This window comes from Neisseria sp. HMSC074B07 (assembly GCF_001810355.1).
Taxonomy (GTDB): Bacteria; Pseudomonadota; Gammaproteobacteria; order Burkholderiales; family Neisseriaceae; genus Neisseria.
In genome coordinates this window covers 1-7906 of record NZ_KV800878.1, presented here as the reverse complement: position 1 = coordinate 7906, position 7906 = coordinate 1, and the positions used below count along the sequence as shown (strand labels likewise).

Here is a 7906-nt window from a genome sequence, read left to right as displayed (position 1 = left end):
CTTGTCCTGATTTAAATTTAATCCACTATAATGACCAACCCAGCACGAGCAAACCATGAACAAACTTACAAATCTCCCATTCAAGGAAAAAGTCAACGAACTCAATGAAAATCTCATTGCTTTTGCAGAACCGGAAACTGTATTCTGTGAAAAACAGCCATGGCTAAAAAATCATTTCCTACCCATGATGAGTATAGATTTGGGAGAATTTAAAACAGAATGGAGTGGCACAATCGTCCATCTTATCAACCCAATCGAACCTTATGAATACTATATAGGTGGCTTCACACCTGCTTACCACAATGAATTTATTGGTGAAAACTGGTTGGCTTTCCGTTTGACAGACGATAACAAATATGAATTTTTGGGAGAAGAAGGCTATTTCACCCGCAGTCCTCAATACAGAGAGAACTTAAAACAAATACTTTGCGCCGATTTCGATCCCAATGCTTTTGAAAACAAAGACATTCTGGAAAAGCGTAAAGAAGAGTTTTATCAAGAAGCACTGAAGTATTTCGATGAATCTGTTCAAATCTATCAAAAGAACAAATCAGATTTTGAAAAACGAGAGGGACTGTACGGCGACGAGCCTTACGACAATGCCTATTCTGGTCTATATCTTGATAGATTAGGCGGAGTGATTAAAGGTGGAAATTGGGTAGATACTAGTCCCATTCCTCCCGCCTTCACTCTAAAAGAAGACAAGGATTGGAACGTATTCATAGAACACCAGGGTAATCCTTTCTACCATATTGCCTCATGCTCAGGATATGGATACTCCAACGGAGCAGATGACGTAATTCTGCTCTACGAACCCGTCAGCCGGATTGCATTATTTACATTCGAATGGACATAGAACACAGACTATTGTTAAACCCCACCATTATCAAACCACTCATTACAAGAGACAATAAAAATGCCCAAAATCACCGTACTCCCACACGCCGTATTATGCCCCGAAGGCGCAGTCATTGAAGACGCGCCCGAAGGCAAAACCGTCCTTGACGTACTGCTCGACCACGACATCGAAGTCGATCACGCCTGTGAAAAATCCTGTGCCTGCACCACTTGCCACGTCATCATCCGCAAAGGCTTCGACAGTTTGGAAGAGCCGAGCGAGCTGGAAGAAGACCTGCTCGACCAAGCATGGGGCTTGGAAGCCGACTCGCGCCTGAGCTGTCAGGCAGTGGTTGCCGACGAAGACTTGGTGGTGGAAATCCCCAAATACACCATCAACCACGCGCGCGAAGATCATTGATGCAAAGAGGTCGTCTGAAACGGATACAGCAATGTTCAGACGACCTTTCAAAAGCAAATAGTTTGGGATTCATTGTTGAAACGTTTAACCTTGCTTTCACTCCTATTCTTCCTGCACACAGCCTATGCCGATCATGCTAAATGGCAGGAAGTGACTTGCTATCAATACAACCAAGCAGAAGTAGATAAGGCAATGGAAAAAATTGTTGGCGACACCAAATATCGCAATAAGCAATTGAATGCCATGATTGATAAAATCAAGCGCCCTGTCCGCTACCGTATCAGGACAACCCCAATAAAACGTTTTGGGCTTGCGGTTGAAAATGGGGATTACTTCACCTCTTGTAAACCAATCCAAGACAAGAGCCATTTGATTTTATTTTTATACTATCAGGGTAGCAATTTAAAATCCTTGGGCATTACCAAAACTAAGATTCAAAATGGTAAAGAGGTTTTAGTAAGTAATAATCTTTATGCCTATTCGGAATCTAAAAACATTTTTGAACGCTCGGGAGATATCAATAATTCCGAGGAAGCTTGTATTACAAAATCCTGTAAAAAAGAAATCATTGTGTATAAGCACCCCGCTGCCTTTAAAGACATAACAACATATCAATACCCGTCTTCCTTCATTCTGAAAAAGTTTGGACTTGGGGGGACGAAGCTGTCTGACCATGCTATTCCCTTGGAGTAACAATAACACCGTCTTTAAAAGCAAACAAAAAGTCGTCTGAAACTGCCTTACCGACCGTTTTCAGACGACCTTGCGTCAAATCGCTGCCAAATCGTTTATTTGGAACGTGGAACGACAAACCTTAAGCGCGATACTTTCATCGAAGCGACGGTTTGCGCAACAGGATAATTTTCCACTCTGCCTTTGGCGTTCAGCATACTGAGGCTGCTGCCATGACGGGTAATGATGCTCTTAGGTTCGGGCTTCGGTGCCGGTTCGTTTTTTGCTTCGGTTGTGACGGATTTCGGCGGTTCGGGGACATATCCCGCCAAGCCGAAGCGTTTGATGATTTCGTTTGCGGCATCCATATAACGTTGTTTTGCTTCTTCGTTTTCCACCGCCATATCGTCAAGCGCAACAGACACGTCGTTGCCGCAGCCGACAATGCGTTCCGCAATACGCGAATACACCATCCAGCGTTTCAAACGCAAAGCGCCCGCATCTTCGCCCGGCGCGGCGGCATCCAAAGCAATCATGCCGTAACGCTTGCCATAACGGAGGCGCAAGGAAAGACGCTTCAGCCCTTCGCTATCATCCAACATCTGATAAAGCTCGCGGATAAGCAGCAGCAGGCGGTCGAACACCCCCGCTTTGGCAAGATAATTAGGATCATCGGAGGCGAGCGCGTAAATAAGTTTGGATAATTTGGCATTGAGTGCGTTGTTCATCGATTTTCCTGTTATTCATACTATAATGGATTTCTTTAAGAACCATTCCAAATGATTTGGTTGCATGACAAAGTGTAAATTTTCCTTAGTGAAAGTCAGAAAAATGTATTAACGTACGCCTTGAAAATATTACATAGGAAAATACCATATGCGATTTCAGACGCATTAATCATTGCCGACACGAATTTTCCCCAAAGCATTAAAACCTAAACAAGCCATCCCGAATCAACCCATTCGGACACTCCAAAAGGAACGACATCATGAAATGGACAGACACCCAACGCATCGCCGAAGAACTCTACGACCTGCACGGCGACAGCATCGACCCGAAAACCGTTCGCTTCACCCAACTGCGCGACCTGATTATGGCGCTGCCCGACTTCGACGACGATCCCGCACGCTGCGGCGAACGCATCCTCGAAGCCGTACAACAGGCATGGATTGAAGAAGCTGAGTGAGGCAACATCATTTGCAAGCTAAAAACCAAGACGTCGTCTGAAAATTTTTCAGACGACGTTTGAATGGGTTGATAGCCAACTCAAGCGCAAAACATCTTATTGCTTTTGCTTTACCAACAAAAATACAAGCCATTGAAATCCATTTAATTTCAAGATATTCCCACATATCTGAATTGTATTTTCTCCCCGGCTTGCCCTCATATGAATAGAGGCAAGCATAATGGCAGCCACATTAAAATAATTCATAAACTTTCTGAAAATTTTGAATTTGACTCATACAAAAGACAAATTTATCATACAAGCCTGAAAACGTTTAAAAAAGACAACCGAGGTACACAGCCAATGAGTTACGCAAAAGAAATCAATGCGTTAAACAACAGCCTTTCCGACTTGAAGGGCGACATCAACGTTTCGTTCGAATTTTTCCCGCCGAAAAACGAACAAATGGAAACCATGCTGTGGGACTCCATCCATCGCCTGCAAACCCTTCATCCCAAATTCGTTTCCGTAACTTACGGCGCAAACTCCGGCGAACGCGACCGTACGCACAGCATCGTCAAACGCATCCAACAGGAAACCGGCTTGGAAGCCGCGCCGCACCTGACCGGCATCGACGCCTCTCCCGACGAATTGCGCCAAATCGCCAAAGACTATTGGGACAGCGGCATCCGCCGTATTGTCGCCCTGCGTGGCGACGAGCCACCCGGTTATGAGAAAAAACCGTTTTACGCCGAAGATTTGGTCAAACTCCTGCGCTCTGTCGCCGACTTCGACATCTCAGTAGCGGCATACCCCGAAGTGCATCCCGAAGCGAAATCCGCACAAGCCGACCTGATTAATCTGAAGCGCAAAATCGATGCGGGCGCAAACCATGTCATCACCCAATTCTTCTTCGACGTAGAACGCTACCTGCGCTTCCGCGACCGCTGCGTAATGCTGGGCATCGACGTCGAAATCGTTCCCGGCATCCTGCCTGTTACCAACTTCAAGCAACTCGGCAAAATGGCGCAAGTAACCAACGTCAAAATCCCGAAATGGCTGTCGCAAATGTATGAAGGTTTGGACGACGACCAAGGCACACGCAATCTGGTGGCGGCAAGTATCGCCATCGACATGGTCAAAGTCCTGTCCCGCGAAGGCGTGAAAGATTTCCACTTCTACACGCTCAACCGCAGCGAGCTGACTTACGCCATCTGCCATATTTTAGGCGTGCGTCCTTAAAGCCGAAAACGGTTTCAGACGACCTCAGGGGGTCGTCTGAAAAACAAAACGCCGCCCCATCCGCCCTATTCTGATTTACAATACCGACCGATTCGGATTGAACCGGTCCTTACAAAATCCAACTGGAGAGTTCAACATGACAACATTACATTTCTCAGGCTTCCCGCGTGTCGGCGCCTTCCGTGAATTGAAATTCGCCCAAGAAAAATACTGGCGTAAAGAAATCAGCGAACAAGAGCTGCTCGACGTCGCCAAAGACCTGCGCGAAAAAAACTGGAAACACCAAGCCGCCGCCAACGCCGATTACGTTGCCGTAGGCGATTTCACTTTCTACGACCACATCCTCGACCTGCAAGTCGCTACTGGCGCGATTCCCGCCCGTTTCGGCTTCGACAGCCAAAACCTGTCTTTGGAACAATTCTTCCAACTGGCGCGCGGCAACAAAGACCAATTCGCCATCGAAATGACCAAATGGTTCGACACCAACTATCACTACTTGGTGCCTGAATTCCACGCCGATACCGAATTCAAAGCGAACGCCAAACACTACGTTCAACAACTGAAAGAAGCCCAAGCTTTGGGTCTGAAAGCCAAACCGACCATCGTCGGCCCGCTGACCTTCCTGTGGGTAGGTAAAGAAAAAGGCGCAGTCGAATTCAACCGCCTGAGCCTGTTGCAAAAACTGCTGCCCGTTTACGTTGAAATCCTGAATGCTTTGGTTGAAGCCGGTGCCGAATGGATTCAAATCGACGAGCCTGCTTTGGCTGTTGACCTGCCTAAAGAATGGGTGGAAGCCTACAAAGACGTTTACGCCACTTTAAGCAAAGTAAACGCCAAAATCCTGTTGAGCACTTACTTCGGTTCTGTTGCCGAACACGCCGCATTGCTGAAAGCTCTGCCCGTTGACGGCCTGCACATCGACTTGGTACGCGCTCCCGAACAACTGGACGCATTTGCCGACTACGACAAAGTCCTGTCTGCCGGCGTTATCGACGGCCGCAACATCTGGCGCGCCAACCTGAACAAAGTTTTGGAAACTGTCGAGCCCCTGAAAGCCAAACTGGGCGACCGTTTGTGGATTTCCAGCTCTTGCTCGCTGTTGCACACTCCATTTGACTTGTCAGTTGAAGAAAAACTGAAAGCCAACAAACCCAACCTCTACTCTTGGTTGGCATTTACCCTGCAAAAAACTCAAGAATTGCGCGTTCTGAAAGCCGCATTGAACGAAGGCCGTGATTCCGTTGCCGAAGAACTCGCCGCCAGCCAAGCTGCTGCCGATTCACGCGCCAACAGCAGCGAAATCCACCGCGCAGACGTTGCCAAACGCCTGACCGACCTGCCTGCCAATGCAGACCAACGCAAATCACCGTTTGCCGACCGTATCAAAGCGCAACAAGCATGGTTGAACCTGCCCCTGCTGCCAACTACCAACATCGGTTCTTTCCCGCAAACCACCGAAATCCGCCAAGCACGCGCAGCCTTCAAAAAAGGCGAACTGTCTGCCGCCGATTACGAAGCCGCGATGAAAAAAGAAATCGCCTTGGTGGTTGAAGAGCAAGAAAAACTGGACTTGGACGTACTGGTACACGGCGAAGCCGAGCGTAACGACATGGTCGAATACTTCGGCGAATTGTTGAGCGGTTTTGCATTCACCCAATACGGCTGGGTACAAAGCTACGGTTCACGCTGCGTGAAACCACCGATTATCTTCGGTGACGTAAGCCGTCCTGAAGCCATGACTGTCGCTTGGTCTACTTACGCACAAAGCCTGACCAAACGCCCGATGAAAGGCATGTTGACCGGCCCCGTAACCATCCTGCAATGGTCTTTCGTCCGCAATGACATCCCACGTTCTACCGTGTGCAAACAAATCGCACTGGCCCTGAACGACGAAGTATTGGATCTGGAAAAAGCAGGTATCAAAGTCATCCAAATCGACGAACCTGCCATCCGCGAAGGTCTGCCTTTGAAACGTGCCGATTGGGATGCCTACCTGAACTGGGCAGGCGAATCCTTCCGCCTGTCCTCTACCGGTTGCGAAGACAGCACACAAATCCACACCCATATGTGCTACTCTGAGTTCAATGACATCCTGCCTGCCATCGCAGCTATGGACGCCGACGTGATTACCATCGAGACTTCACGTTCCGACATGGAACTGTTGACTGCGTTCGGCGAATTCAAATACCCGAACGATATCGGCCCGGGCGTTTACGACATCCACAGCCCACGCGTACCGACAGAAGCCGAAGTGGAACACCTGTTGCGTAAAGCCATCGAAGTCGTACCGGTTGAACGCCTGTGGGTAAACCCAGACTGCGGTCTGAAAACACGCGGTTGGAAAGAAACTCTGGAACAACTCCAAGTGATGATGAACGTTACCCACAAACTGCGTGCCGAATTGGCAAAATAAGTTTGAACTAGCGTAATCAAAAGGTCGTCTGAACATTTTCAGACGACCTTTTTACCAAATTAATATTTCATTTTTCCATCAAACTGAGCCTCCATAGCCTATCCTCCCCATTGTCTTCCACAATAATCTTTTATGACTAATGGGCAAAATAATTTATTTAGGGTATAATTACACGAAACTAAATTAAAACAGCGGCTAACTGTATCTACTCACAAACAGCAAAATCCGCATACTATAGTGGCTTAACTAAATCAGGACAAGGCGATGAAACCGCAAGACAGTACAGACAGTACAGAAACCGATTCACTTGGTGCTTCAGCACCTTAGAGAATGTCTCTTTGAGCCAAGGCGAGGCAACGCCGTACTGGTTTAAAGTTAATCCACTATATCAAACAACACATTACAGCAACAAACAATAAGGATGCACGCTATGGGAATCATCAGTCTTATCTTCATCGCCGTAATACTGACCGTATTACTACTCAACTTCAAACAAAAATTAGACCGTTGCAAAAGAGATTATCAAGAATCTTTTGTTGCACTCCGTATCGCCCTAGCATGCCGCCATCAGGCAGTCAGACATGTTTTGGATGCTTCAAAAATTTATCTGGGACGAGAAGATGACAATGTCGACAGCAATTTATTGTCCTCATGTGGCGATGCTGAAGCCGTATTGACCCAAGCATCCAAATCATTTTCACCTGAATCCCTTTCGCGCTTGTGCAACGCAGAAGCAAGCTTGAACAACTCACTCCGCGCCCTGCAAGAAGTTTTAGAAAAAAGCCTGAAACAACGTCCCGATCAAGGCCTGAAAAGTCAGCTTGAAATGTTGGACGCTGCCGAAACCGATGTAGTATCCGCACGACGCGCCTACAATCGCTCAGCAGAACGCTACAACCGTATGCTGAGAAAAACCATGAGCGGACTTGTTGCCAAAGTATTGGGTTATCATGCGAAAGCCAGCCTGATTAAATTTGAGGACAACAGCGTTCCGCAAATGAGCAAACACTTGATGGCTTGATAAACGTGGCGCAAATAGATCAGGATGTAATGTTGTAATTTGGTCTTAATCTGAATGTCACAAACCATAGAAATAGCACAGAATCCATCCATTCTGTGCTTTACTATAGTGGATTAAATTTAAATCAGGACAAGG

The 7906-nt window shown here is 47.1% G+C and carries 8 protein-coding genes; 7 read left to right on the top strand and 1 reads right to left on the bottom strand.

Annotation, left to right across the window (positions count from 1 at the left end; all coding sequences use genetic code 11):
• Window positions 1–55: 55 nt before the first annotated feature.
• The 3 genes from HMPREF2726_RS00610 (at window position 56) to HMPREF2726_RS00600 (ending at window position 1951) form a co-directional block, all read left to right on the top strand.
• Window positions 56–856: a hypothetical protein gene (locus tag HMPREF2726_RS00610; protein ID WP_009311363.1), complete on the top strand. Its 801-nt coding sequence runs from the start codon at window positions 56–58 to the stop codon at window positions 854–856.
• A gap of 60 nt (window positions 857–916) precedes the next feature.
• Complete coding sequence (gene fdx / locus HMPREF2726_RS00605) at window positions 917–1258, top strand: ISC system 2Fe-2S type ferredoxin (protein WP_003764447.1); 342 nt, start codon at window positions 917–919, stop codon at window positions 1256–1258.
• A 75-nt stretch (window positions 1259–1333) separates the two neighbouring features.
• On the top strand, window positions 1334–1951 hold the full coding sequence (locus HMPREF2726_RS00600; RefSeq protein WP_009311364.1) for a hypothetical protein: 618 nt from the start codon (window positions 1334–1336) through the stop codon (window positions 1949–1951).
• Between the two features lie 95 nt (window positions 1952–2046).
• On the opposite strand, the gene HMPREF2726_RS00595 is transcribed toward HMPREF2726_RS00600, so the two are convergent.
• Entirely contained in the window at window positions 2047–2658 is a 612-nt protein-coding gene (locus HMPREF2726_RS00595; protein ID WP_009311365.1) for a hypothetical protein, read from the bottom strand.
• Between the two features lie 260 nt (window positions 2659–2918).
• Here HMPREF2726_RS00595 and iscX point away from each other — a divergent pair, with 260 nt between their 5' ends.
• From iscX to HMPREF2726_RS00575, 4 genes are all read left to right on the top strand, one after another.
• On the top strand, window positions 2919–3116 hold the full coding sequence (gene iscX / locus HMPREF2726_RS00590; protein ID WP_003742471.1) for a Fe-S cluster assembly protein IscX: 198 nt from the start codon (window positions 2919–2921) through the stop codon (window positions 3114–3116).
• A gap of 342 nt (window positions 3117–3458) precedes the next feature.
• Window positions 3459–4337 carry a methylenetetrahydrofolate reductase gene (gene metF / locus HMPREF2726_RS00585; protein WP_016686752.1) on the top strand — a complete coding sequence of 293 codons (879 nt, stop codon included), beginning with the start codon at window positions 3459–3461 and terminating at the stop codon, window positions 4335–4337.
• A gap of 136 nt (window positions 4338–4473) precedes the next feature.
• On the top strand, window positions 4474–6750 hold the full coding sequence (gene metE, locus HMPREF2726_RS00580) for a 5-methyltetrahydropteroyltriglutamate--homocysteine S-methyltransferase (RefSeq protein ID WP_070601869.1): 2277 nt from the start codon (window positions 4474–4476) through the stop codon (window positions 6748–6750).
• Window positions 6751–7180: 430 nt separating this feature from the next.
• Window positions 7181–7771 carry a LemA family protein gene (locus tag HMPREF2726_RS00575; protein WP_009311368.1) on the top strand — a complete coding sequence of 197 codons (591 nt, stop codon included), beginning with the start codon at window positions 7181–7183 and terminating at the stop codon, window positions 7769–7771.
• Window positions 7772–7906 lie beyond the last annotated feature (135 nt).